19 protein-coding genes are annotated in these 21,884 nt (G+C 70.4%); 10 read left to right on the plus strand and 9 right to left on the minus strand.

What is annotated here, in order from left to right; all coding sequences use genetic code 11:
• Positions 1 to 20 precede the first annotated feature (20 nt).
• From ABZX61_RS47285 to ABZX61_RS47310, 6 genes are all read left to right on the plus strand, one after another.
• Positions 21 to 1,013 (plus strand): lytic polysaccharide monooxygenase, encoded by a 993-nt coding sequence (locus ABZX61_RS47285; protein WP_355204935.1) that lies wholly within the window; start codon positions 21 to 23, stop codon positions 1,011 to 1,013.
• Positions 1,014 to 1,165: 152 nt separating this feature from the next.
• Complete coding sequence (locus ABZX61_RS47290; protein WP_350740657.1) at positions 1,166 to 2,536, plus strand: Dyp-type peroxidase; 1,371 nt, start codon at positions 1,166 to 1,168, stop codon at positions 2,534 to 2,536.
• A 113-nt stretch (positions 2,537 to 2,649) separates the two neighbouring features.
• Complete coding sequence (locus ABZX61_RS47295) at positions 2,650 to 3,333, plus strand: GAP family protein (protein ID WP_355204939.1); 684 nt, start codon at positions 2,650 to 2,652, stop codon at positions 3,331 to 3,333.
• Positions 3,334 to 3,373: 40 nt separating this feature from the next.
• On the plus strand, positions 3,374 to 5,170 hold the full coding sequence (nhaA, locus tag ABZX61_RS47300) for a Na+/H+ antiporter NhaA (RefSeq protein ID WP_355204942.1): 1,797 nt from the start codon (positions 3,374 to 3,376) through the stop codon (positions 5,168 to 5,170).
• Between the two features lie 71 nt (positions 5,171 to 5,241).
• On the plus strand, positions 5,242 to 5,643 hold the full coding sequence (locus ABZX61_RS47305; RefSeq protein WP_355204945.1) for a hypothetical protein: 402 nt from the start codon (positions 5,242 to 5,244) through the stop codon (positions 5,641 to 5,643).
• An 83-nt stretch (positions 5,644 to 5,726) separates the two neighbouring features.
• Entirely contained in the window at positions 5,727 to 6,119 is a 393-nt protein-coding gene (locus tag ABZX61_RS47310) for a hypothetical protein (protein ID WP_355204948.1), read from the plus strand.
• On the opposite strand, the gene ABZX61_RS47315 is transcribed toward ABZX61_RS47310, so the two are convergent.
• Complete coding sequence (locus tag ABZX61_RS47315; protein WP_355204950.1) at positions 6,116 to 6,568, minus strand: hypothetical protein; 453 nt, start codon at positions 6,566 to 6,568, stop codon at positions 6,116 to 6,118. The two genes, ABZX61_RS47310 and ABZX61_RS47315, sit on opposite strands and share 4 nt — an antisense overlap.
• 46 nt (positions 6,569 to 6,614) lie before the next feature.
• Here ABZX61_RS47315 and ABZX61_RS47320 point away from each other — a divergent pair, with 46 nt between their 5' ends.
• Entirely contained in the window at positions 6,615 to 7,592 is a 978-nt protein-coding gene (locus tag ABZX61_RS47320; RefSeq protein WP_355204953.1) for a YafY family protein, read from the plus strand.
• A gap of 49 nt (positions 7,593 to 7,641) precedes the next feature.
• On the opposite strand, the gene ABZX61_RS47325 is transcribed toward ABZX61_RS47320, so the two are convergent.
• Genes ABZX61_RS47325 through ABZX61_RS47355 form a run of 7 tightly spaced genes read right to left on the minus strand, consistent with a single transcriptional unit; the run spans position 7,642 to position 14,652 of the window.
• Complete coding sequence (locus ABZX61_RS47325; RefSeq protein WP_355204956.1) at positions 7,642 to 8,637, minus strand: ABC transporter ATP-binding protein; 996 nt, start codon at positions 8,635 to 8,637, stop codon at positions 7,642 to 7,644.
• Positions 8,634 to 9,614 (minus strand): ABC transporter ATP-binding protein, encoded by a 981-nt coding sequence (locus ABZX61_RS47330; RefSeq protein WP_355204959.1) that lies wholly within the window; start codon positions 9,612 to 9,614, stop codon positions 8,634 to 8,636. Before ABZX61_RS47330 ends, ABZX61_RS47325 begins: the two co-directional genes overlap by 4 nt.
• Positions 9,611 to 10,435: an ABC transporter permease gene (locus ABZX61_RS47335; RefSeq protein WP_355204961.1), complete on the minus strand. Its 825-nt coding sequence runs from the start codon at positions 10,433 to 10,435 to the stop codon at positions 9,611 to 9,613. Before ABZX61_RS47335 ends, ABZX61_RS47330 begins: the two co-directional genes overlap by 4 nt.
• Positions 10,432 to 11,412 (minus strand): ABC transporter permease, encoded by a 981-nt coding sequence (locus ABZX61_RS47340; protein ID WP_355204964.1) that lies wholly within the window; start codon positions 11,410 to 11,412, stop codon positions 10,432 to 10,434. Before ABZX61_RS47340 ends, ABZX61_RS47335 begins: the two co-directional genes overlap by 4 nt.
• Positions 11,409 to 13,016 carry an ABC transporter substrate-binding protein gene (locus tag ABZX61_RS47345; RefSeq protein ID WP_355204966.1) on the minus strand — a complete coding sequence of 536 codons (1,608 nt, stop codon included), beginning with the start codon at positions 13,014 to 13,016 and terminating at the stop codon, positions 11,409 to 11,411. Before ABZX61_RS47345 ends, ABZX61_RS47340 begins: the two co-directional genes overlap by 4 nt.
• Positions 13,013 to 13,723, minus strand: a complete 711-nt coding sequence (locus tag ABZX61_RS47350; protein WP_355204969.1) for a PIG-L family deacetylase — start codon at positions 13,721 to 13,723, stop codon at positions 13,013 to 13,015. Before ABZX61_RS47350 ends, ABZX61_RS47345 begins: the two co-directional genes overlap by 4 nt.
• A complete protein-coding gene (locus tag ABZX61_RS47355; RefSeq protein ID WP_355204972.1) occupies positions 13,720 to 14,652 on the minus strand; it encodes a GNAT family N-acetyltransferase in 933 nt (310 codons plus the stop codon). The genes ABZX61_RS47350 and ABZX61_RS47355 overlap by 4 nt, the downstream gene beginning before the upstream one ends.
• 272 nt (positions 14,653 to 14,924) lie before the next feature.
• Here ABZX61_RS47355 and ABZX61_RS47360 point away from each other — a divergent pair, with 272 nt between their 5' ends.
• Together ABZX61_RS47360 and ABZX61_RS47365 are read left to right on the plus strand one after the other, a co-directional pair.
• Positions 14,925 to 16,220: a PHB depolymerase family esterase gene (locus tag ABZX61_RS47360; protein WP_355204974.1), complete on the plus strand. Its 1,296-nt coding sequence runs from the start codon at positions 14,925 to 14,927 to the stop codon at positions 16,218 to 16,220.
• A 123-nt stretch (positions 16,221 to 16,343) separates the two neighbouring features.
• Complete coding sequence (locus ABZX61_RS47365; RefSeq protein ID WP_355204977.1) at positions 16,344 to 20,114, plus strand: S8 family serine peptidase; 3,771 nt, start codon at positions 16,344 to 16,346, stop codon at positions 20,112 to 20,114.
• Between the two features lie 64 nt (positions 20,115 to 20,178).
• On the opposite strand, the gene ABZX61_RS47370 is transcribed toward ABZX61_RS47365, so the two are convergent.
• Positions 20,179 to 20,904: a WYL domain-containing protein gene (locus ABZX61_RS47370; RefSeq protein ID WP_355204980.1), complete on the minus strand. Its 726-nt coding sequence runs from the start codon at positions 20,902 to 20,904 to the stop codon at positions 20,179 to 20,181.
• A gap of 89 nt (positions 20,905 to 20,993) precedes the next feature.
• On the opposite strand from ABZX61_RS47370, the gene ABZX61_RS47375 reads away from it, so the two are divergent.
• Positions 20,994 to 21,866 carry an NAD(P)H-binding protein gene (locus ABZX61_RS47375; protein ID WP_355204983.1) on the plus strand — a complete coding sequence of 291 codons (873 nt, stop codon included), beginning with the start codon at positions 20,994 to 20,996 and terminating at the stop codon, positions 21,864 to 21,866.
• The last annotated feature ends 18 nt before the right edge of the window (positions 21,867 to 21,884 follow it).

Below are 21,884 nucleotides of genomic sequence, written 5' to 3' on the forward strand. Positions count from 1 at the left end.
GGTGCATCAAGGTGATCTACATGCAGATCACCCGCAAGGCGCTCGTCGCCACCACCCTGGCCGCCCCCACGCTCCTCGTGCTCGCCGTCGCCCCCGGCACGGCCTCCGCGCACGGCACCATGAGCAACCCGCCCAGCCGCACCATGGTCTGCTACAGCGAGGGCCCGGAGAACCCGAAGTCGGCCGCCTGCAAGCAGGCCGTGGCCATCGGCGGCACCCAGCCGCTCTACGACTGGAACGAGGTCAACATCGCCGACGCGGCGGGCCGGCACCGCCAGATCATCCCGGACGGGAAGCTGTGCAGCGCGGGGCGGGACAAATACCGCGGGTTCGACCAGGCGCGGGCAGACTGGCCCGCGACGACCCTGGCGAGCGGCGCGTCCCACACGTTCAGGTATCGGGCGACCGCGCCGCACAAGGGATCGTTCGAGCTCTACATCACCAAGGACGGCTACGACCCGGCCAGGCCGCTGAAGTGGTCGGACCTGGAGGCCAAGCCGTTCCAGACCGTGCAGAACCCGGTGGTGACGGACGGCTTCTACACGATGAACGCCAAGCTGCCCGCCCGGCAGGGACGGCACCTGATCTACGCGATCTGGCAGCGCAGCGACAGCCCCGAGGCGTTCTACTCCTGCTCGGACGTGGTCTTCGGGCAGGCCAACCCCGCCCCGGCCCCCACGCCCACCGGCACCCCCACCGCGACCCCCAAGCCCACCCCCACGGCCACGGCCGCCCCCACGCAGCCGTCCGGGGACGTGCCGGCCGTCAACGCGGGTGTCGGCGTCGCCCCCGCCGCGGCCAAGGTCGGCCAGCAGGTGAGGGTGACAGCGGTCTGCGGCGGATCGACGGTGCGTGACGTGACCTCGAACGCCTTCGCCACCGTCCGGAACCGCCCCACCGCGCCCACGGCCACCTGGTCGTCGGCCCTGAAGGCGGTCAAGGCGGGCCGGTTCGGGGTGACGGTGCGCTGCGAGAACGGCGGCGTGGCGCGTACCGCTCTCACCGTCGGCTGATCGGGAAAGCAACCCGACCGTTTTCCCGGAAACCTTCTCGCGTTCCCAGGAGTCGTACAGGTGGGGCGCGTTGGAATACGGGGGATTCGCCGTTCCTCGTTCGACGCGATAGGGGGCCCGATTTCACATCGAAACGGGGAAGGGACTCGGCAATGCCTGTCGACCTGAACAACGCACAACCTCTGGCCTGGGACTCGGCCACGCTCGACGCGGACACCAAGGCGATGCTCGACAATCTCCAGCCGAACATCCTGCGCGCCCACGTGCGCGAGCACCTGTCCGTGCTGTTCGTCCGGTTCAACGACGCGGCGGAAGGAAAGGCGTTCCTCCGGCACGTCGCGACCACCAAGATGAAGTCGGCCCGCCGGCACCTGCAGGAGGTGCACGACTTCAACGCGAAAGGCAGCCGCGGCACGCCGTACGTCGGCATCGGCATCAGCAAGGCCGGCTACCGCGACCTCGGCCACTCGGTCGAGGACGTGCGCAAGTTCGAGGACCGGGTGTTCCGCGACGGCATGAAGCGCCGCGTCGCCGAGGTCGCCGACCCGCCCGTGGAGACGTGGGAGCGCGCGTACCAGCGGGAGATCCACGCCGTCATCCTGATCGGCGACGCTGAGCCCGAGCCGGTGGCGGCGCTGCGCGAGGAGATCCTCGGCGAGCTGCCGGAGAGCGCGCGGCTGCTCGGTGAGGAGACCGGGCAGGGCATGCGCAACCCCGCCGGCGACGGCATCGAGCACTTCGGATACGTGGACGGCCGCAGCCAGCCGCTGTTCGTGAAGGACGAGGTGGACAAGGAGCCGAAGAAGCACTGGAACCCGGCGTTCCCGCTGAGCAACGTGCTCGTGCCCGACCCCTTCGCGCCGAACCCCGTCCGCCACCACGGCAGCTACCTGGTGTTCCGGAAGCTGGAGCAGAACGTACGGGCGTTCAAGACGATCGAGCAGGAGCTGGCCGACGGCCTGGGCCTGGTCGGCGCCGACCGCGACCGGGCGGGCGCCATGATCGTCGGCCGGTTCAGGGACGGCACGCCCCTGACCAGCAAGCCCAAGGCGGGCGGCGGGCCGGTGACCAACGACTTCACCTTCGACGGCGACGACGGCAGCAAGTGCCCGTTCAGCGGGCACATCAGGAAGACGAACCCGCGCTCGTTCGGGCGTGAGGTGCTCATGGCGCGGCGCGGCCAGACGTACGGGGAGCGGACCGACGAGCCGTGGGACGACTCGCCGCCGGAGACCCGGCCGAGCGGCGAGGTCGGGCTGCTGTTCATGGCGTTCAACGGCAGCCTGCTGAGCCAGTTCGAGTTCACGCAGCAGTCGTGGGCCGACAACCCCGACTTCGAGAACCCGGCCACCGGGCACGACCCGGTGATCGGGCAGGGCGATCGGGACATCAAGGTCGCGTTCCCGAAGGTCTGGGGCAAGCCGGAGCTGTCGGCGCCGCAGGCCCAGGTGGCCCAGACGGTCACGATGAAGGGCGGCGAGTACTTCTTCGCGCCGTCGCTGGCGTACCTGCGGAACCTGTAGCCGGAAAGGCCGGGCGCGACCCGGCCTTTTCTGCGCCGTACGAAGAAGTATGTACGCCCGGTTCAGCCCGCTGGAGGAGGAGGCGGCGGTCGTGACCCAGCACGATCGATAGCATGACGATTGGACTGTTGCTCGCCCTCGCCGCCTTGGCCCTCGTCGACAGCACCAGCTTCGGCACCCTCGGCATCCCCGTCTACCTGCTGCTGGCCTCGAAACGGTCGGGCGGGCTGCTCGTCTACCTGGCCACCGTCGCGCTCTTCTACTTCCTGGTGGGGGTCGCGCTCATGCTGGGGCTGTCCACGGCGATGGAGCGCTTCGGCGACGTCCTGCGCAGCACTCCCGCGTACTGGGTGCAGCTCGTGCTGGGCGTGGGGCTGTTCGCGCTGAGCTTCAGGCTCGACCCCAAGCGGCGCGCGAAGCTGGGCAAGCCCGAGCGCCGCTTCGAGCCCCGGGTGGGCGGTCCGCGCGTGATGGTGCTGCTGGGGCTGACCGCCGGGGCGCTGGAGGTGGCGACGATGGTGCCCTACCTCGCCGCGGTCGGCATCATGACCACGGCGGGGCTGACCGTCGGGCAGTGGGTGCCGGTGCTGGGCGCGTACGTGCTCGTCATGATCCTGCCGCCGCTGGCGCTCATGGGGCTGCGCGCCGTGGCCGGAGCCTGGCTGGAGCCGAAGCTGGAGCGGCTGCGGGCCTGGATGAGCAAGCACGCGGCATCGGCCCTGAGCTGGGGCCTTGCCATCGTCGGGTTCCTGCTCGCCCGAGATGCGGCGTTCTATCTGTTCTTCCGGACACCGTAGGATCGGATGCCTCCGCTGGATCTTCGGGGGGAGATCTGTGATGTTGCGGGCGTTCCTGCGGACCGAGGCAGGCAGCACGACCGTGCTGCTGGTGGCCACGGTGCTTGCCCTGCTCTGGGCCAATTCGCCATGGGGTGACACCTACGAGGCGTTCTGGCATACCCCCATGGGCATCTCCTTCGGGGACGCCGACTTCTCGCTGGACCTGCGGCACTGGGTCAACGACGGGCTGATGTCCGTCTTCTTCTTCCTCATCGGCCTCGAGGTCTCGTACGAGGTACGGCTCGGCCAGCTCAGGGACCGGCGGCTCATCGCCGTGCCCGCCGTCGCGGCCCTGGGCGGGATGCTGGTGCCGGCCGGCGTCTACCTCCTGCTCAACTTCGGCGGGCCGGGCGCGGGCGGGTGGGGCGTGCCCATCGCCACCGACACGGCGTTCGTGCTGGGCGTGCTCGCCGTCGTGGGGGCCCGGTGCCCGGATCCGCTGCGGGCGTTCCTGCTGACGCTGGCCATCGTGGACGACGTGCTGGCGATCATGATCATCGCGATCTTCTACACGGCCAGCCTCTCCATCCCCGCGCTCATCACCGCCGTCGTGCTCCTCGCGGCCATCGTGACCCTGCGGTGGCTGAGGATCTGGCGGGCGCCGGCCTACGTCGTGCTGGGGTTCGCGCTCTGGGTGGCCACCCTCGAGAGCGGGATCCACCCGACGCTGGTCGGCATCGCGCTGGGCCTGCTGGTCTTCGTCTACGCGCCCACGGACCAGAAGCTGCTGCTGGCCGGTGAGGCCGTGCAGGAGTTCACCAGCGAGCCGAGCGCGCGGGCCGCCAGGGAGGCCACGCGGCGGGTCCAGCGGGCCGTCTCCGTCAACGAGCGGCTGCAACTGCGCCTGCACCCGTGGAGCAGCTACGTGATCGTGCCGATCTTCGCCCTGGCCAACGCCGGGGTGCGGCTCGACGGCGAGACCCTGCGGGCCGCCCTCACCTCGCCCGTCTCCATCGGGGTGGCGCTGGGTCTGGTGGTCGGGAAGTTCGTCGGGATCTCCCTCGGCACGTGGCTCCCGCTGCGGTTCGGCTGGGGGATCCTGCCCGGCAACCTGGTGTGGGGCCAGCTGCTGGGCGGGGCGGCCGTGTCCGGGATCGGGTTCACGGTGGCGCTGTTCATCGTGGACCTGGCCTTCGACGGGTCGCCCGTCCACGCCCAGGCCAAAATCGGCATCCTGGCCGGGTCGCTGCTGTCCGCCCTGCTGGGGTGGGTGATCTTCCGGCTGGCGTGGGATCGGGGCGGGGTGTGCGCGCCACCCGAGGCCGAGCCGCCCGAGGAGCTGCCCGACCGGCTCACGGTGCCGGTCGGGCCGACGGACCACGTGCGCGGGCCCGAGGACGCCAAGATCACGATCGTCGAGTACGGGGACTTCGAGTGCCCGTACTGCGGGCGACTGCACCCGGTCCTGGAGGAGATCCTCCGGAAAAATCCTGATGTACGGATGGTTTTCCGGCATTACCCGATCCGCACGCTGCACCCCCGGGCCGCGTCGGCCGCGATCGTCTCCGAGGCCGCGGCCGACCAGGGCAGGTTCTGGGAGATGCACGACATCCTCTACGACAACCAGCGCTTCCTCACCGACGCCGACCTTGAGCACTATGCCGCCGAGCTGGGCATCGACCCCTGGTCCGACGTGCCGGGCCACGCCGCGCGGATCGCCCTGCACGAGGAGTCCGGCCGCGACGGCGGCGTGCGCGGCACCCCCACGCTCTTCCTGAACGGCGTGCGCTACCAGGGCCGCCTGGACGAGGGGTCGATCAGCAAGGCAGTGGACGATCTACTCGAATCCCCGTAGCGTCATCGAGTTGTCCCCGAACGGAGTTCCCTGTGATATCTACGATCGCCGGTATCCTCACCTTTGCCGTGATGGGCATCCTGTTGCTCCTCGGCGTCGTCATGACCGCGATGGCCCGGCGCGAGCACGGCTCGGCCGCGATGATCGGCATGGCGGGCTGCATCCTGCTTCTGCTGGGACTGCTGTTCAACATCTTCCGCTCGTACGTGCTGTTCCCGCAGATGACCTCATCGACGGACATCCAGACGACCGTGGCCGTCACCAGCCTGGTCTCCCTGCTCTTCGACGCGGGCGGCACCGCCCTGCTGATCTGGGCCGTGGTGGCCCGGCGCAAGCCGAGCCAGCCCGCCCAGCCGCCGCAGGGCCCCGGCTGGCCGCAGCAACCTCCCTATCCGCAGCAGCCGTACCAGCAGCAGCCCGGGTGGCAGAACCCGCCGCAGCCGCCCTACGGCCAGGGTCAGGGCCAGAGCTGACGAACCCGCGGGACGGGTCCCCCGGCGAAGTGTGACAATGGGAGGGCACGCCCCCACGCTCCGCAGCGGCTCCTGAGGAGATCATGACTCGAGAGCAACCTGACCCGCAGGGCCAGGACCCCCACCAGACGATCAGGCACCGCCCGCCCTTCCCGACCCAGCCCACCCGGCAGGGACCTCCCGGACAGGTCCCGCCACCGCGGCACGGACACCCGCCCCCGCAGGACCCTCCGACCGTGCGCGTGCCGCCACCCCCGGCTCCGCCGACCGTGCGCGTGCCCCGGCCCGGGCGTCCGCAGGATCCGCCCTCCACGCAGCGGCTCCCCTACACGCCGGACATGCTGCCCGACGTGTCCCACTACGAGACCAAGCCGCCTCGATCGGCCTGGTGCTGGGCGATCGTGGCCGGGTCGCTGGTGCTGCTGATCGCGGCCGTCGCGGTGGCGGCGATCCTGTGGGCCCGCTCCGGCGCCTAGGCCCGGCTGAAGTCCATCGTCCAGTTCGTCTCCCAGGTCAGGCCGTCGTCCGCCGAGTACGCCTGCTCCCAGCGGGCCGCGTCCGGGCCGAGCACCGTCCAGATGAACCGGCACCGCACCTGCCTGCCCTCATACGTCTCCTCCCCGTAGAACTCGCCCCGGCCCCCCTCGAACTCGCCCACCATGGGCGAGCTGTCGAGCGTGCCCCTCGTGCTGCTGGCCCAGTAGATGGCCCACTGCCGCGACTCGGGGTTGTACACGCGCACGGTCAGCCCGCTGGACCCCTTGGTCGGGAACGTGATCTCGTCGAAGCTGGCCGCCCCGTCGAAGTGCCGGCTGGCGACCGAACGGCCGGGGAACTCGTCCCATTCGTCGCTGCCGGCGAGCGCCTTCACGAGCCTGCGGTTGTCGACGTTCCAGTGGCCGGCGAAAAAGTCGAAATCGTTCATGCGGGCGACGCTAGGCGGTGGTCACTGACAGGTAGTGTCAGTGAATGTGCGTGCCTCCCGCCTCGTCTCGATCCTCCTGCTCCTGCAGACGCGCGGCCGGATGACCGCGCAGGATCTGGCCGAGCGGCTGGAGGTCTCGGTACGCACCATCTACCGCGACGTCGAGTCCCTCCACTCCGCCGGCATCCCCCTGTACGGCGACGCGGGCCCGAAGGGCGGCTACCAGCTGCTCGACGGCTATCGCACCCGGCTCACCGGGCTGACGACCGACGAGGCCGAGTCGCTGTTCCTGGCCGGCCTGCCGGGTCCGGCGGCGGAGCTGGGGCTGGGCGCGGTGGTCACGGCCGCGCAGCTCAAGCTCATGGCGGCGCTGCCCGTGGAACTCCGCGACCGCGCCGGGCGCATCCAGGAGCGCTTCCATCTCGACGCGCCCACCTGGTACCGCGACCAGGAGCCGGTGACCTACCTGCCCGCCGTGGCCGACGCCGTCTGGAACGAGCGCCGCATCCAGGTCAGATACCGCCGCTGGAAGGCGCCCCAGGAGGTGGAGCGGCGGCTGGACCCGTACGGGCTGGTCGTCAAGGCCGGGCGGTGGTATCTCGTCGCGCGGGCGGGCGAGGACGTGCGCACCTACCGCGTCTCGCAGATCCTCGACCTGCACCCGCTCCCCGAGGGCTTCACCAGGCCGGACGGCTTCGACTTGGCGGCTTACTGGCAGGGGTACCTGGCCGAGTTCGAGGCCCGGCTGCGGCGGGGGGAGGCGGTGCTCCGGCTGTCGCCGCGCGGCGTCGAACGCGTGCCCAACCTCATGACCCCCGGCGTGGTGGCGGCGGCCAGGGAGAGCGCGCAGCCGCCCGACGAGGAGGGCTGGACGCGGGTCACGGTGCCGATCGAGTCGATCGAGCACGCGCTCGCCGAGTTCCTGCGGCTGGGCACGGACGCCGAGGTGCTCGCCCCCGCCGAGCTGCGCGACCGCATGGCCGCCACCGCCACCGAGCTCGCCGCCCGCTACCGCCACGCCTGAGCCGCCGCTCTACCTGAGCCGTCGCTCCCCGCCGTCTGAGCCGCCGCGCCTATCTCCCCGCCTGAGCCGCCGCTTCCACCTGCCAGCAGTGCGTCCAGTGGCCGTCCCCCAGCGCGGTACGCGCGGGCGCCTCCTCCGAGCACACCGGCAGCGCCACCGGGCAGCGCGGATGGAACCGGCACCCGCCCGGCGGATCGATCAGGCTCGGCGGCTCGCCGTGCCGCGTGACCTCCGGCGCCGCCACCCGGTCGGGATCCGGCGCCGACTCCAGCAGCAGCCGCGTGTACGGGTGCCGCGCCGACTGCGTGAGCTCCTCGCTCGGCCCGCTCTCGATCAGCCGTCCCGCGTACATGACCGTGATGTCCTCGGCGAAGTAGCGGGCGCCGGCGATGTCGTGCGTGATGTACAGGAGCGCCAGCCCGCTCTCCCTCGCCAGCCCCTCCAGCAGCCGCAGCACCCCGAGCCTGATCGACACGTCCAGCATCGACACGGGCTCGTCGGCGATCAGCGCGACGGGCCGCACCGCCAGCGCCCGCGCGATGGCCACCCGCTGCCGCTGCCCGCCGGACAGCTCGTGCGGCAGCTTGTCCATGAACTGCTCGACCGGCGTGAGGCTGACGCGTTCGAGCAGCTCGGCGACCTGTGCGCGTTCCTCCGCGTCCGAGCGGACGTGTCCGTGGATGCGCAGCGGCCTGGCCAGGTGGTAACGCACCCGGTGGAAGGGGTTCAGCGAGGCGAACGGGTCCTGGAAGATGAGCTGCACCTGCCGCCGGAAGTCCCTGAACGCCGCCCCGCGGTGGGCGCGCACCGGCTCGCCGCGCAGCAGCACCTCGCCCGACGTGGCCGGATAGACCTGCGCCAGCAGCCGCGCCACGGTGCTCTTGCCGCAGCCGCTCTCCCCCACCAGCGCCGACACCGTCCCGGCCCGCAGCGCGATCGACACGTCCTCGACGGCCCGCACCGGCGGCCGCCTGCCGAAGCGGCCTCGGGGACCTCGGGCCGCGGTGAAATGCTTGGTGAGGTTCCGTCCCTCCAGGACGATCATGACGCGTCCTCCAGACCGCGGCCGCCGTTCAGCAGGCACGCGACATCGCCTTCGAGCTCGGGCAGGACCGAGGAGCACGCCGCCACCGCCACCCCGCACCGCGGGTGGAACGCGCATCCCGGCGGCGGCGACCTCAGGTCGGGCGGGCTGCCGGGGATGCCCAGCAGCTCCTCGCGCGGCCCGTGCAGGCGCGGGAACGAGCGGAGCAGCCCCAGCGTGTACGGATGCCGCGGCGACTTGTGGATGGCCTTGGCGGACGCGGTCTCCACGACCCGGCCCGCGTACATGATGGCGATCCGGTCGGAGATCTCCATGAGCAGCGACAGATCGTGCGTGATGAACACGACCGCGAAGCCGTACTCCTGCCTGAGCTCCCTGATCTCGTGGAGGATGTCGCGCTGGACCACCACGTCGAGCGCGGTCGTCGGCTCGTCCATGATGATGATCTCGGGGTTGAGCGCGAGCGCGATGGCGATGGCGGCGCGCTGCCGCATGCCGCCGGACAGCTCGTGCGGGTAGGAGCGCCGCCTGTCGGCGCTGATGCCGACGCGCCGCAGCAGCTCGACCGCCCGCTCCGTACGGTCGCCGCGCGACATCCCCGGAACGTGGACGCGCAGGACGTCGTCGATCTGGGCGCCGACGGTGCTGACCGGATTGAGGGCGTTCATGGCGCTCTGGAAGACGACGGCCAGCTCCTTCCAGCGGAAGGCCCTGAGCTCGCTCTTCCCGAGCCCGAGCACGTCGACCGACGAGCCGTCCTGGCGGCGGTAGACGACCGAGCCCGAGGTGATCGCGGCGGGCGGCCGCAGCAGCCGGGCGACGGCGTTGGCCAGCGTGGACTTGCCGCTGCCGCTCTCCCCCGCCAGGCCCAGCACCTCGCCGCGGCGCAGGTCGAGGGAGACGTCGGCGACGGCGTGCACGGTGCCGCTGCCGGACAGGTAGTCGACGCTCAGGTCGCGGATCTCCAGGACGTTCATGTGCGGGCCTTCACCTTGACCGTTCGCAACCGGGGGTTGGCGATCTCGTCGATGCCGAAGTTCACCAGCGCGAGCCCGGTGCCGATGAGCGCGATGCACAGGCCGGGCGGGATGAACCACCACCAGGCCCCGATGAGCAGCGCCTGGCCGTTCTGCGCGAAATAGAGCATGCTGCCCCAGCTCACGGTGGACAGGTCGGCCAGGCCGAGGAACGACAGCCCGGCCTCGGCCAGGATCGCCGCGACCACGGTGGCCAGGAAGCTGGTGGCGATGACGGGCAGCAGCACGGGCAGGATCTCGAAGAAGATGATCCGCAATCCCCCCTCGCCGCTCGCCCGCGCGGCCTGGACGAAGTCGCGCCGCCGTACGGACAGGGTCTGCGCCCGCAGCACCCGCGCGCCCCAGGCCCAGCCGGTGACCGCGATCACCACGGCCACGGAGGCGACCCCGCGCTGCGGCAGGTAGCCGGCCAGCACGATGATCAGCGGCAGGGCGGGCAACACCAGGAAGATGTTGGTGAGCACGGACAGCACCTCGTCCACCGCGCCGCCGAAATAGCCGCCGACCAGGCCGACCGCGACCGCGATCACGTTGGCGATGACCGCCGACAGCAGGCCGACGCCCATCGAGACGCGGGCGCCGTACACGATCTGGGTGAGGATGTCCTGCCCGGTCTGCGTGGTGCCGAGCCAGTGCGCGGCCGACGGGCCCTGCAGCCCGTCGTCGCCGGTCGCGGCCGGGTCGGCGCCGATGAGCAGCGGCCCGAGCACGGCCATCAGCGTGAAGAAGACGAGGATGCCGATGCCGATCTTGATCTTCATTCGGACTCCTGCCTGGTACGCGGGTCGAGCACCACGTACGCCAGGTCGGCCAGGAAGTTGGCGACGAGCACGGCCAGCGAGATGACGAGGAAGATGCCCTGCATGAGCGGGAAGTCCTCGTTCTCCACCCCTTTGAGGAGCATCGACCCGATCCCGGGATAGGAGAAGACGATCTCGGTCAGCACCGAGCCGCCCACCACGAAGCCGAGCGACAGGGCGAAGCTGGTGATGTTCGGCAGGATCGCGTTGCGGGCGGCGTACGCCCACATGACCCTCCTGGAGGTCAGCCCCTTGGCCTCGGCCATCACCACGTAGTCCTCGCCGAGCGTGGTCACCATGACGTTGCGCATGCCGAGGATCCGGTCGGCCATCGACGCGACCACGATCGTCACCGCGGGCAGCGCCGCGTGGTAGACCACGCTGCCGGCGAACTCGCCGGTGAAGCCGGGCATCACGTCCAGCCCGTACGCCCTCGACACGGGGAACCACTGCAGCGTCACCCCGAAGACGAACACCAGCGCCAGCGCCACCCAGAAGTACGGCACCGCGTGCATGAACGTGGCCGCCGGCAGCACACCGTCGAGCCAGGTGCCCCGCTTCCACGCCATCAGCACGCCCAGCGAGGTGCCCATCAGGTAGCTGATCAGGGTGGCGACCCCGACGAGCCCGACCGTCCACGGCAGGCTGCCGGCGATGACCGTGGACACTTCGGCGGGAAAGAAGGTGATCGAGCGGCCCAGCTCCCCTTGTGCGAGATTGCCCAGGTAGTCCAGATACTGCTGCCACAGGTTCGCGTCGCTGATGCCGAACGCCCGCCGCATGGCGTCGATGGCGGCCGGGTCGACGTTGCCTTTCATCCGGGCCACCAGCAGCTCCACCGGGTCCCCCGGCATGAGCCGGGGGATCAGGAAGTTGAGCGTGACGGCGGCCCAGGCGGTCAGCAGGTAGAAGCCGAGCCGCCGGGCCAGGAACCTCACTTGACGGCCGGCTTCAGGTGCAGCAGCACGACCGCGGCGTCGGGCGAGGCGTACGGCGACGGCATCGCGTACGGATCCTGCTCCGACGGCCAGCCGACATACTTGGTGGTCCGGAACTGCGCCCACCCCGGGCTGTAGAACAGCGGCAGCTGGGGCAGCTTCTCCACCATGATCCGGCCCAGCCCCTGCGTGGCCTTCTGCTGCTCGGCCAGGTCGTCGGTGGCGGCGTACTCCTCGATCAGCCGGTCGGTCTCGGCATCCTTCCACCGCTCGTAGTTGCCGCTCGCGGCCTCGCCGACGGGCTTGGCCAGGCCGCCGAAGAGCATGAAGCGCATCTGGAAGTACGGGGTCGGGCCGGCCTCGGCGCCCCTGATCGACAGCTCGTAGTCGCCCTTGCCGACCTTCGACACCCAGTCCTGGAAGGCCACGCCCCTGGTCTCGACCGTGATGCCGACCTTGGCCAGGTCCTCCCTGATGAGCTGGGCGGCGTTCACCCAGTCGGTGAACGGCGACGGCACCAGCAGCGTGAACTTCAGCTCGGCCGGGTTCACGCCCTTGAGCAGTTCCTTGGCCTTGGCCACGTCCACCTGGAACGCGGCGTCCTTGTACTGCGGCGGCACGTACGCCTCGCCGCCCGGCATCGGCACGCCTGTCGGGTGGGCGACCTTGGTGTAGCCGCGCTCGGCCACCCTGACGATCTTGTCCCGGTCGATGGCGAGGCTCATCGCCTGCCGTACCTCCGGCTTGGCCAGGACCGGGTTGGTCAGGTTCGGCAGCAGCGAGACCAGGCCCTCCGGCGGGAAGAAGAACTTGTTCTGCTCCGGCTTGCCCTGCACGAAGATCTTCTGGATGTCCGGCACGAACGCGCCCGCCCAGTCCACCTCACCCTGCTGGAGCGCCGTCTGCAGGGCATTGGCCGTGTACGCCGGGAAGCGCAGCAGCGGCACCTCCGGCTTGCCCGGCTGCCAGTAGGACGGGTTCTTCTCCATCTCGTAGAGCTGCGCCGAGAACTTCGACAGCTTGTACGGCCCGGTGCCGACCGGCTTGGCGTTGGTGAACGTCGCCGGGTCCTGCTGCTTGTCCCACAGGTGCTTGGGCACGATGGGCGAGCCGCCGGCGATGTTGTAGAGCTTGGCGTACGAGGTGGTCTTGAAGTCGACACGCACCTTGTCCGGAGCCAGCGCCCGCGCGTCCTTGATCTCCAGCGCGGACGTGTTGAGCTGCGCGTGGTCCTTCAGCATCTGGAAGGTGAAGGCCACGTCGTCGGCGGTGAAGGGCTGCCCGTCAGTCCACTTCACCCCCGGGCGGAGGGTGAACGTGAGCGACTTGCCCTTGTCCGACCATTCGTACTTCAGCGCCAGCCACGGGACGATCTCTCCCGGCTTGAGCTTGTTGAAGTACATGAGGGTCTCGTAGATCATCCCGCTCGTGCCGAAGTTCACGCCTTCGAGGTGGTACGGGTTGAAGTCCTCCTGGAACGTCCCCGCGTCCACGGCGTGGATCACCAGCGGGGGCGCGCTCGTGCTGTTCTTGCCGGTGGGGCCGCCGCTGCTCGAACAGCCTGCGAGGGCCAGGGCGAGGAGTACTGCCAGACAGCGTTTCATTGGGGGGTGGCCTTTCCGAAATACTTCGTCCGGAGGTCGCGCGAGCCCTTCGGTGCGGCGAAGGCCTGGGCGCGGCCGAATCCGGCTGGTGCGCCGCGCACGATCGTCAGCGCGCGGTAGTACTCGACGTACGGGAAGCCGTAGGTCTCGCCTCTGGCGTAGGCGTACCCGGTGATCGCCTGTGACCAGAGCTCGTACGCCTCCTCCGTCAGCTCGACGAACACGTCAGGGACGAACCCCTCGGCGTCCTCCCAGTTGTCGGCGTAGTAGAGCTCGCTCGCCCAGTAGGCCGGGTGCTCGCGTTCGAGCGTCTTGAGCCCGCCGTAGAAGCGGGCGTCCTCGACGATCCGGTGGGTACGAGCGTGATCTTTGTGGATGGACGCGCTCCAATGGGTCAGGATGACGTCCGGGCGCAGCTCCCTGATCAGGTCGCCGACGCGCAGCTTGACCTCTTCGTCCTCGGGCAGCAGGCCGTCCTCGTAGTCGAGGAAGCGCACGCCCGCGCCGATCCGCTCGGCGAACGTCTCGGCTTCCGCGCGCTTCTGCCTGGCGTAGTCGGGGACGGGCATGCGGGGATGGCCGCGTTCGCCGAGGGTGAGGTGGAGGAGCGTGGCCCGGTCACCGCGCAGGACGTGCTGGGCGAGCACGGCGCCCGCCGTCAGGTCCAGGTCGCCCGCATGAGCCCCGATGGCCAGGACGTGGGTCATGACTTCCTCATCACGTGGAAGCGCCGGGTGATCTGGTAGCCCGCCTTGGTGTAAAGGCGGCCGGCCGGGCTCGCCTCGCCGGTCCAGAGGAACCACGACGAGTGGAGCCCTTCGGCGCGCATCATGGTCATGGTGAGATGGAGGAGGATCTTGCCGAGGCCGGTGCCGCGCTGCTCGGGGTCGACGCCGAACGGGCCGAAGCGCTCGGGGATGCCGCGGTAGGCCGCGTACAGAGCGAATCCCATTATTTGATCTTTTTTCGCGATGACCATGCGTCGGGGGTCGCGGTGCAGGCGGATCGCCTCGCCCCAGTCAGGGTTGAAGGCGTCGGCCGCGAAGCGGATCAGCTCGGGCAGCTCGCCGTCGGTGGGGTTGCGGAAAGCGTACCCCTCGCTCTCGCGCTCGGCGCGCAGCTCGCGTACCTCGTCGGGGGTCACGTAGCCGACGAGCGTCCGGTCCATGGCGACCGGCGAGTACAGGGTCCGGAAGCCGAGCCCGTTCAGGAGCCGGTAACCGTCGGGGTAGAGCTCGGAGTCGGCCCCGGGGAGCACATAGTTCGGCGTATAGGACGAAAAATCGACCTTCGTCCGGCCGGCCCGCTCCAAGAACGCCAGCGCCTCGCCCACCAGCCGCCTCCCGAGCCCGCCGCCACGATGCTCGGGGCCGACGAAGAAGAACGGGATCCAGCCGGTGTCCGGCTCCAGGTCGGTGCCCGGGGCCAGGGGGGTCAGGCGGCGCACGCCGTACGCGCAGCCCACCACCCGGCCGTCGGAGACGGCCACGCGCAGGCCCTCGGGGTCGAAGTTGGGGTCGAGCAACACGCAGTCGCGGAACCAGGCGGAGGTGGCGGGATCGGCCGGCATGCTGCGGTTCCAGGCGTCCACCAGGGAGACCTCGTCACCGGACGCGAAGGCGCGGACTGTGACCATCGGGGTCCTTTCACCTTTGGCTCTCCGGTCCCAGCTTTCCCATGGTCAACGGGCAAGGTCAAGATGATTCGGGAATTTATTTTCTTCCTAGGCGCATGTTTAGAAAATTTCTTTTGCGCCATACCTGCCCGAAACTTTCACGCCCGGCCAACCCGCCCTCATCCTTAGCCGCAGGTCACCTGGCTAACCTGACGGGTCACCACCAGCAACGATTGCGTTCGTGAAAGTTTCTCTTCACACTCGCAATGTTTCAGGCGAACGAGAGGAACCCGATGAACGTGAGAGCTCGGATCGTGGGTGCCTTGATCGCCGCCGTGACGCTCATCGTCGCGGGGCTGATCACCGCGCCACCGGCCTCGTCGGCACAGCTGACGGAGGTGACCGGCTTCGGCACTAACCCGACAAACCTGCGCATGCACCTGTACGTCCCGGACGGCGTCGGGACCCGACCACCTCTCCTGGTCGCCGTGCACTACTGCACGGGATCGGGTCCGGCCTTCTACTCCGGCACGGAGTTCGCCTCGCTGGCCGACCGGTACAAGTTCATCGTGATCTACCCGTCCGCGACCAGGAGCGGCTCCTGCTTCGACGTCTCCTCGCCGCAGGCGCTGCGGCACGACGGCGGCAGCGACCCGGTGGGCATCATCTCGATGGTCAGGTACGTGCAGCAGCGCTACAGCACCGACCCCGACCGCACGTTCGTGACCGGGGCCTCGTCGGGCGCCATGATGACGAACGTGCTGCTGGGCGACTACCCCGACGTCTTCAAGGCCGGCGCCGCGTTCGCCGGGGTGCCGTTCGCCTGCTTCGCCACCACGGACGGGTCGATGTGGAACAGCGCCTGCGCCAACGGCCAGGTCAGCAAGACGCCGCAGCAGTGGGGCGACCTCGTACGCGGCGCGTACCCCGGCTACAGCGGCCCCCGCCCGCGCATGCAGGTGTGGCACGGCACCGCGGACACCACGCTGCAGTACCCGAACTTCCAGGAGGAGATCAAGCAGTGGACCAACGTCCACGGCCTGAGCCAGACGCCCAGCAGCACCGACCAGCCGCGGTCCGGCTGGAACAGGACCAGGTACGGCGGCACCGGCCTGACGCCCCCCGTCGAGGCGATCAGCCTCCAGGGCGTCGGCCACAACGTCCCGATGAGCGGGATGGCCGCCGCCGCGATCGCGTTCTTCGGCCTTGACCAGGGCGGCGGCGGGCCCACGCCGACCCCGACGCCGACCCCGACACCGACCCCGACGCCCGGGACCGGGGCGTGCCGGGTCACGTACGCGATGAACTCCTGGAACACCGGCTTCACAGCCGAGGTCACGCTCACCAACACCGGCACCAGCCAGCTCACCTCCTGGGCGCTGACCTTCACGCTCCCCGCGGGCCAGAGCGTCACCTCCGCGTGGAACGCCACGATCTCGCCCGCGAGCGGCCAGGTCACGGCCAGGAACGTCAGCTACAACGGCACGGTCGCCCCGGGCGCGTCCGCCTCGTTCGGCTTCCAGGCCACCCACACGGGGAACACGTCCAAGCCGCCGGCCTTCACCCTCAACGGCGCCACCTGCACCTGACCGCTCGATCCACCGGGCTCGGACCCCCCTGAGCCCGGTGTGATCATCTGATGGATACTGGCCCTTCTCGGAGAATTTGGGAGCGCTCCCGAAAGTGCTCTCGCTCAACCGAAAGGGCATAACTTGTCCAAATTTCACACGCGGTTATCGGCGGTGTTATCGGGCTCGGCGCTCGTGCTCGCCGCCGGGCTCACGCCGCTCCACCAGGCGGCAGCCGCGGTCACCGAGCCCGCTGAGACCCAGCCGGCCCGGGTCACCCTCACCCTCATCACCGGCGACGTCGTCGAGTACGCGCCGTCGCAGGGCGGCGTCCCCTCCATCGCCATCAGGCCGGCGCCCAGGCCCGACGGCGCGGACGTCACGTTCGCCACGCTGCCCGGCAAGGACGGCGGATATCTGGTCCTGCCCTCCGACGCGGCCCCCATGGTCGCCGCCGGGACGCTGGACGAGGAGCTGTTCGACGTCGAGACGCTGGCGCGGGACCGGCGCGTCGAGGCGATCCCGCTGCTCGTCACCTACCCGGGCGACCCCGCCCCCGCCGCGCTCGCCAGATCCGCCCGGTCCCTGGCGGCCGGCGAGAACGTACGGGTGCTCGACAGCGTCAACGGCGCCGCGCTCACGGTACGCGCCGACCGGGCCGACGACTTCTGGGCCGGGCTCAACACCGGCGCCAGACTGACCGGCGGCGCGATCTCCAAGATCTGGCTGGACCGCAAGACGCGGGCCTCGCTCGACAAGAGCGTGCCCCTCATCGGCGCGCCGGCCGGGTGGGAGCGCGGGTTCGACGGCAAGGGGGTCAAGGTCGCCGTCCTCGACACCGGGATCGACGCCGCCCACCCGGACTTCGCCGGACGCATTCTCGCCAGCGAGAACTTCTCCGACTCCGCCGGCATCACCGACAAGGTCGGACACGGCACGCACGTCGCCTCGACGATCGCGGGCGCCGGCCCGACGTACAAGGGCGTGGCGCCGGCCGCGTCCCTGCTGGTCGGCAAGATCCTCGCGGACAACGGCCAGGGCGACTGGTCGTGGGCCATCTCCGGCATGGAGTGGGCCGCCGCGCAGGGCGCCGACGTGGTCAACATGAGCCTGGGCTCCTGCTGCGGCAACGGCACCGACCCGATGAGCCAGGCGCTGAACGAGCTCACGAAGAAGTACGGCACGCTCTTCGTGACGGCCGCCGGGAACGAAGAGGACCCGCTCACCGTGAGCGTCCCGGCCGCGGCCGACGAGGCGCTGGCCGTGGGCGCGGTGGACAAGGAGACCGGCACCACCCTGGCCGACTTCTCCAGCAAGGGGCCGCGGCTGGACGACGCCGCCGTCAAGCCGAACATCGTCGCCCCCGGCGTGGACATCGTCGCCGCGCGCTCGGCCGACTCCTCGTTGCCCGGCATCCCGGGCGACGACAAGTACACGACCTTCAGCGGCACCTCCATGGCCACCCCGCACGTCGCCGGGGCCGCCGCGATCCTGGCCCAGCAGCATCCCGGCTGGCGGGCCGCCGAGCTGCGCGACGCGCTGACCTCGACGGCCGTGCGCAACGACGGGCACAACTGGTTCGAGCAGGGCAGCGGCCGGGTGGACGTGGCCCGCGCCGTCACCCAGAGCGTGTTCGCCACCTCCGTGGTGGACTTCCGGCTCCTCGGCAAGCCCGCCACCAGGCAGGTCACGTACCGCAACCTCGGCTCCGAGCCGGTCACGCTGGCCGTCTCGCTCGTCACCCGCGGCTGGAGCGGCAGGCCCGCGCCGGACAAGGCGGTCAGGCTGGGCGCGCAGAGCGTCACCGTGCCCGCGAACGGCACCGCCGCCGTCTCCCTCACCGCCGACCCGTCGGCCGGCCCGATCGGCGCGTACGGGGGCTGGGTGACGGCGAGCGGCGGCGACGTGCGGCTGGTGACGCCGTTCAGCTACTACACGGGTCCCGCCACGCACCGGCTGGGGGTGTCGCTGGTCAACTCGTACGGGACCAAGGAGTTCTTCCCGGGTTACCAGGCCGAGCCCCTGGTGTACGCGATCCCGTTGAAGCGGGCGAACAGCGCGGAGGACCCGTTCAACCCGTACGGGTACTACTACCTGCGAACCGACTATTCGGGCAATGGTGAGTTCTCCCTGCCCGCCGGGGACTACGAGGTGATCGGCGTCGCCAACGAGACCCGGATCAGCAACCGTATGAGCTGGGTGATCGAGAACGTCCACCTCGACGGGGACCGGACCGTCACCCTGGACGCGCGCAGGACGGCGCCGATCCGGCCGAGGACGCCGAAGGCGCTGGACGGGGGCGGGAACGCGTACTACGTGCGCACGTTCACCGACCGCAGCCAGCCGGTCTCGCTGTACGGCGGGGTCCAGGGCGGCGGGCAGCAGCTGTTCGTCACGCCGGTGTCCTCGGTGAAGGCGGGCAAGGTGCGGCTGTCGCACCAGTGGAACCTGGAGCCCCCCGTGCTCACCTCGGCCACCGCGGGCGGGCTGGCCCTGCATCCCGCCTACGACGTGGAGGCCCAGCGCAGGCTGACCTCCACCACGTCCTACCCCGTCGTTTCGGTCGGAAGGGGGCGGCCGGAGGACTTCTCGGGGGTGGAGGTCTCCGGCAAGATCGTGCTCGTCGGGATCCCCGTCGAGAGCGGCTACGTCAACGCGAGCGTCCAGATGGACGACGCCGGCCGCGAGGCCTCCCTGCGCGGCGCGGCGGGCGTCATCGGCTTCCTCGACGTGGACGGCGGGCGGGCCCGCGTGCCACAGGGCTGGTCCCTGCGGCTGGGGCTGGACGCCGCCGAGGGGCGTTCGCTGCGGTCCGCCCTGGCCAAGGGGCCGGTGTCGCTGCGGCTCGAACCGTACGCGGGGCCGGGCGCGATCTACCACCTCCGCTTCGACTCGCGCGGCCGGGTGCCCGCGCGGCCCGTCAAGGTCGACATGGGGCGGCTGGTACGGATCGACGCCGCCTACCATGCCGACAAACCGGACACCAGCGGCTGGGAGTACGGCGAGTCGACGGCCGGCGAGGAGCCGGGGCGGATGGCGTACGGCGGGTCGCTGCGGATGCCGCTCACCCGGACCGAGTACTTCGGGCCCGTGTCCGACGACGTGGTGTGGTCCCGCACGATCACGAACGACGGGCTGGTCCTGCACTCCGACGACCGGTTCGCCGGTGACGACCGGCGGGTCTCCGAGCAGTGGTTCAAGGCGCCGCTGGTGCCTGGCGCCGCGGACGTGCCGTCGGGGTACCCGGTCAAGGTGCCGTGCGCGCTGTGCCGGGACTCCGACCGGTTCGTACCTTTCGAGCAGTGGCGCGACTCCGACCCCCGTCACTACAGCGACCTGAGCCCGGTCACCTCGGCGCCCCGGCTGTTCGCGGCCGATCAGGAGCTGGCCCCGCAGGGCTGGCGTCCCCGATTCTTCACGGGGGCCGCCGGGTCCTACCGTGTGGAGGCGGTGGACACCTCGGGACGCACCCTGTCCGGCAAGGTCACGACCACCGCGCGCTTCGCCTCCTCCCCGCCGCCGTCCTCGGGGGCTCCCCGGGGGTACGCGTGCTCGTTCGGGGCGGGGTGCGCGTTCCAGCCGGCCGTCCAGGTCACCTACGACCTGCCCCTCGACCTGCTGAACCGGGCCCCGGCCGGGGAGCCGTTCGCGTTCGACCTGCGCGCCGGCGCGCACTCGGCCGTGCGCCGGGCGGCCGCCGTCAACCAGGTCACGGTCGAGTTCTCGGTCGACGACGGGGCCACCTGGCGGGCCGCGACGCGGGTCAGGAAGCACGGCGACGGGCGGTTCCGCGTGGAGCTGGCGCATCCCGCCCTGGCGCGGACCAGCGGGTTCGTGTCGCTGCGGGTCACGGCGTCGGACACGGCGGGCGGCTCGACCACCCAGACCGTCAACCGGGCCTACGCCCTGCGATGACACCACGGGACGGCCAAGGACCACCCTCCTTGGCCGTCCCCGATCCCCCGGACATGGCCTCGGGCTATTCGGTTCGCGTCCCAGTAGGAGTGGCGCGCCCGAAGTCGCTGGTGAGCCAGCGCTCGATCGAGAGGTCGGGAAAGGTGTGCGGCTCGTAGTCACCGGGCACGGGCGTGAGGTCGCGGACGCGGTCGATACAGAACAGTCGCCAATCGGCTCGGCACACGTCGAAACCCACCAGATACCAGCGCCCATTCCGCAGGATGTGCCGGTAGGGCTCGATCAGGCGCTCCGATCGGTCGCCGTTCCGGTCCGTGTATCGGAACCGCACCCGGGTGTTGTCGGCGACGGCGTCGGCCAGGACGCCGATCGTGGCCGAGGTGATGACGGCCGCAGGCTGTTGCAGGACCTCGGTGACCAGGGCTGTGGCGGCGGCCCGTCGACGCAGCCTTCGTGGGAGCACTTGGTCGAGTTTGAGCAGTGCCGCCGATGTGGCCGGGTCGTCGGGGACCCAGGCCTCGAGCACGCGGAGACCGGCGATGATCACGCTGATCTCGTCCTCGGTGAAGAGCAGCGGTGGGATCTTGACACCGGGATGGAGCCGATAAGCACTCCCGGGGCCGGGACGGGCTCGCACGTCGTAACCGAGCTCTCGCAGACGTTGAGCGTCACGACGCACCGTCCGGACGCTCACGCGGAGGCGTTGCGCCAGGTCCGCGGCGGGCCAGTCACCGCCGCTCCGAAGCAGAGACAACAGATGGAGGGTGCGCGCCGTCGGTGTCTCGTCCATGGGAACCATCCTGCCGGGAGACGAGGACGGGAACAGGCCGCCTCTGCTCGTAGCGTTCCAACCTGCCCCAATGCAGAAGGAGGCCGCTCATGCGGATTGCTGTGACCGCCCCCAATGGCAACGTCGGCCGGCACCTGACGCGCGCGCTCGTGCGCGCCGGTGTCCGCCCCCGGCTACTCATGCGTCAACCCGACCGTCTGCCCGCGGACCTGCGCGACTTCGTCGAGGTGGTGCGGGCCGACTCCTGGGACACGGAACTGGTCGTCGCCGCGACCCGGGAGGTGGAGGCGATCTATTGGATTGACCCCACCGCGGCGGGTGCCGATCCGTTGGCCGGCTACGCTCGCGCCACCGAAGCCGTCACGGCGGCCGTCACCCGTAACAGCATCGGCCGGGTCGTCTTCCAGAGCAGCGTCGGGGCGGAGAAGCGCCACGGAGCCGGTGAGATCGACGGGCTGGCAGGCACCGAAGTGGCCCTGAACGAGACCGGCGTCGACGTGACCCACCTGCGCTGCGGCTACTTCTTCACCAACCTGCTGCTTCAGATCGACGCCCTCCGCGCCGGCACCCTGCAGGTCGCCCTGCCTCTCGACGCACCGATGAGCTGGGTCGCTCCGCGCGACATCGCCGAGGTCGCCGCGACGGTGCTCCTCAACCCGGCGTGGTCCGGTCGCCACGTCCAAGCGGTCCACGGCTTCGCCGACCTGACGTGGAACGACGTGGCGTCCATCCTCAGCACCGAGCTGGGACGCCCCATCACCGTCGAGCAGATCAGCGACCAGGCGATGTACGACCAGTACCTCGAAGCCGGTATGCCACCCGGCCTTGCCGAAGCGGTACTGGGCATGTCGACCGGCCTGCGAGACGGCTTCGTCCCTGAGCAGGACCGCACCGCCGCGACCACCACCCCGACCACGCTGTCGTCATGGGTCCACGACGAACTCACGAAGTCGCTGGCCTGATCCCTTGGAGTACTCTCC

Origin of the sequence: Nonomuraea sp. NPDC003709 (assembly GCF_040610775.1) — a bacterium.
Lineage (GTDB): Bacteria > Actinomycetota > Actinomycetes > Streptosporangiales > Streptosporangiaceae > Nonomuraea > Nonomuraea angiospora_A.